This window comes from Azospirillum sp. (genome assembly GCF_050789165.1).
The window spans coordinates 1-3,205 of the sequence record NZ_JBOZRT010000078.1 but is presented as its reverse complement, the minus strand read 5'-3'; the positions used below and the strand labels follow the sequence as shown (position 1 = coordinate 3,205).

Genomic DNA, 3,205 nt, shown 5'->3' with positions numbered 1-3,205 from the left:
TGAAGCCGCCCGAAAGGCGGGCGCGCCTCGGCGCGCGCCTTGACAGGGAGCACCCACGGTTCACTCCCTCCTTCGGAAAAAGACGGTTGCTACAGCCCCGACTTCAACCCAATCGAGATGGCCTTCTCCAAACTCAAGGCATTCCTGAAGAAGGCCGCGGCGCGAACCAAGGACGCTCTCTGGGAGGCCATTCGACAGGGCATCGACGCAATCACGCCGGCGGAGTGCGTGAACTTCTTTTCGGCCGCCGGATATGACCGTGATTGAGAGGAAAATGCTCTAGAGCGCTTTCAGGGGTTACCGATTCAGGGGGAATTTACGGCAGCTGGGCTGCGTGATTCACCGTCCTCGACGGATGGAGGATCTGCATGGCCCGAGCCTACAGCCAGGATTTGCGGGATCGCGTGTTGAAGGCGGTGGCGGCTGGCCTATCGGCCCGGCAAGCCGCAGCGCGCTATCAGGTAGGGGTCGCGACGGCGATCGTGTGGGTGCGCCGGGCGCGCAGCACCGGCGAGACGGCGGCGCGGCGCCAAGGCCCGCCGCGCGGCTCGAAGCTCGATGCTCATGCGGAGTTCTTGCTCGACCTCGTCGCGGCGACGCCCCACCTTCACCTTGACCGAGCTGCAGGTGCTCCTGCGTGAGGAGCGCGGCGCGTCCGCCAGCATCGGCACGCTGTGGCGCTTCTTCGCCGTGCGCGGCATCACGTATAAAAAAAACCGCGCATGCGGCCGAACAGGACCGCGCGGATGTCGCTGCGGCACGGGAGGCGTGGTTCGAGGCGCAGCCCGACCTTGACCCGACCAAGCTGGTGTTCCTCGACGAGACCGGCGCCTCGACCAAGATGGCTCGCCTGTATGGGCGCTGCGCCCGCGGCGAGCGGTTGCGCGCCGGCATCCCGCACGGCCACTGGAAGACCACCACCTTTGTCGCCGGTCTGCGCCTGAGCGGCTTCACGGCACCGATGGTGCTGGATGGGCCGATGACCGGGCGGTGGTTCCTGGCCTATGTCGAGCAGATCCTGTGCCCGACGCTCCGAGCGGGCGATGTCGTGATCATGGACAACCTGCCAGCCCACAAGAGCGCCGCGGTGCGGGCGGCAATCACCGCCACCGGCGCACGCCTCCTGCTCTTGCCGCCCTACTCACCGGACTTCAACCCCATCGAAAACGCCTTCGCCAAGCTCAAGGCGCTCCTGAGAAAGGCGGCGGCCCGAACCAAGCAGGCCCGCTGGCAAACCATCGGCCAACTCCTCGATGAGTTCCCTCCCGATGAATGCGCCAACTACTTCACCGCCGCTGGCTATGAGCCGGAGTAACTGGAAAATGCTCTAGCGTTCTACCGCTCTCGTCGGCAAGCCTCTGGAGAAAGCCTTCCACTCCCTCGATCCGCGTCGGCCCCGGCAGGACAGCGTTCACCGTCACGCCGGTTCCCGCCAGCTCGATGGCCAGCCCGCGAGACACGCTGAGCTGGGCGGTCTTGGTCATGCCGTAGTGGATCATCTCGCGTGGGATGTTGAGGGCGGACTCGCTTGAGATGAACAGGATGCGCCCCCAGCCGCGCGCTCCGCCATGCCTGGTGCGTACCGCCGGGCGAGCCGGATGCCGCTCAGCACGTTGACCTCGAAGAAGCGCCGCCAGTCCTCGTCGAGGATCTCGAAGAACGGCTTCGGCTCGAAAATGCCGAGATTGTTGACCAGGATATCCAAGGATGGGGCGCGTGCGGCCAATGCCTCGGCCCCTTCGGGCGTAGCGGCATCTGCGGCAACTGTCTCCACGATGGCGCCTGCAACTGCCTCGCGAATGCGAGCGGCCGCGCGCTCGACACTCTCGGAGGTGCGGCCGTTGACGACGACAGCGGCGCCCTGGGCGGCGAGGCCGCGGGCGATGGCGAAGCCGATGCCGGCGGTCGAGCCGGTCACCAAAGCACGGCGGTCACGAAGGTCGAAGTTCATGGGAGGCCTCGTGTCATGGGTCAGCGGTTGACCGACTGCATGCCGGCTTCCGGGTAGCGGGTGCCGGCGGCGGCGCCCGGCGGGCACGCCGCGTCGATGGCGGCGAGTTCGGCGGCGCTCATCGTGACGGACAGGGCGCCGAGGTTCTGTTCCAGGTAGGTACGCCGCTTGGTGCCGGGGATCGGCACGATGTCCGGCCCGCGCGCCAGCACCCAAGCCAGGGCCAGTTGTGCCGGCGTGCAACCCTTGTCGCGCGCCATCTCCTCGATACGGCGGACCAGGTCGAGGTTGCGCTGGAAGTTCTCGCCCTGGAAACGGGGTGAGTTGCGACGATAGTCATCGGAGGCCAGACCTCGAAACGCTTGATCTGTCCGGTGAGGAACCCGCGCCCGAGCGGGCTGTAAGCGACGAAGCCGATGCCCAGGTCGCGCACGGTCGGCAGTATCGCGTCCTCCGGATCGCGGCTCCACAGCGAGTACTCGGTCTGCAAAGCGGCGATCGGGTGCACGGCGTGGGCGCGCCGGATTGTCTCGGGCGCAGCTTCGGACAGGCCGAGAAAGCGCACCTTGCCGTCGCGCACCAGATCAGCCATGGCGCCCACGGTGTCCCCGATGGGGGTGTTGGGATCCACGTGGTGCTGGTAGTAGAGGTCGATCACCTCCAGGCCGAGCCGGCGCAAGCTCGCCTCGCACGCGGAACGGACGTACTCCGGCCGGCCGTCGATGCCGAGGAAGCTGCCATCCTCCCCGCGCACGTTGCCGAACTTGGTCGCCAGGACGACGCGGTCGCGGCGGTCGCGGATGGCGCGGCCGACCAGTTCCTCGTTGCGGCCGACGCCGTACATGTCAGCCGTATCCAGCAGCGTGACGCCAAGTTCGAGCGCCCGGTGGATGGTGGCAATCGCCTCCGTCTCGTCGCGCCCGGCGTAGAACTCAGACATTCCCATGCAGCCGAGCCCGACCGCAGACACCTCGAGACTCCGCCCCAAACGTCGCACGTCCATTCCAGACCTCCGGATCTGCCGCTTCGCAAGCCGTTGCTTTGACAATAGGGCGGCGATCCGGCGGGGCACCCTCCGAACGCCACTCCCCGCTATTGGCGCCCGCTCCGTGTGCCCCGCGGTTCGGCAGATCCGTAGCGCTCTGAATGGCCGCTCGTGGCGGATATCGTTGAAAAAGTCGGGCGCTGGCCGAGTGCTACCGTGCCGACCGCGAGGGGCCAGCGGGTAGAGGCCCCCTCATGCCGGGCTGGGTT

The 3,205-nt window shown here is 67.2% G+C and carries 2 protein-coding genes and 4 pseudogenes; 2 read left to right on the top strand and 4 right to left on the bottom strand.

Going from position 1 to position 3,205, the window contains the following annotated elements; genetic code table 11:
* Window positions 1-63: 63 nt before the first annotated feature.
* A pseudogene (locus tag ACRWK7_RS16985) lies at window positions 64-267 on the top strand (IS630 family transposase); the annotation flags it as partial.
* A gap of 101 nt (window positions 268-368) precedes the next feature.
* Window positions 369-1,315, top strand: a pseudogene (locus ACRWK7_RS16980) (IS630 family transposase).
* Here the strand turns inward: ACRWK7_RS16980 and ACRWK7_RS16975 are convergent.
* From ACRWK7_RS16975 to ACRWK7_RS16960, 4 genes and pseudogenes are all read right to left on the bottom strand, one after another.
* On the bottom strand, window positions 1,287-1,499 hold the full coding sequence (locus ACRWK7_RS16975; protein ID WP_431857451.1) for an SDR family oxidoreductase: 213 nt from the start codon (window positions 1,497-1,499) through the stop codon (window positions 1,287-1,289). The pseudogene ACRWK7_RS16980 and the gene ACRWK7_RS16975 sit on opposite strands and share 29 nt — an antisense overlap.
* Window positions 1,496-1,951: an SDR family NAD(P)-dependent oxidoreductase gene (locus tag ACRWK7_RS16970; RefSeq protein WP_431857450.1), complete on the bottom strand. Its 456-nt coding sequence runs from the start codon at window positions 1,949-1,951 to the stop codon at window positions 1,496-1,498. The genes ACRWK7_RS16975 and ACRWK7_RS16970 overlap by 4 nt, the downstream gene beginning before the upstream one ends.
* Window positions 1,952-2,097: 146 nt before the next feature.
* A pseudogene (locus tag ACRWK7_RS16965) lies at window positions 2,098-2,421 on the bottom strand (aldo/keto reductase); the annotation flags it as partial.
* Window positions 2,376-2,891: pseudogene (locus ACRWK7_RS16960) on the bottom strand (aldo/keto reductase); the annotation flags it as partial. The pseudogenes ACRWK7_RS16960 and ACRWK7_RS16965, both read right to left, overlap by 46 nt.
* Window positions 2,892-3,205 lie beyond the last annotated feature (314 nt).

Coding starts and splice junctions, on each gene's coding strand:
- ACRWK7_RS16975 (WP_431857451.1), bottom strand. CDS start 1,499: ATGATCCACTACGGCATGACCAAGACCGCCCAGCTCAGCGTGTCTCGC.
- ACRWK7_RS16970 (WP_431857450.1), bottom strand. CDS start 1,951: ATGAACTTCGACCTTCGTGACCGCCGTGCTTTGGTGACCGGCTCGACC.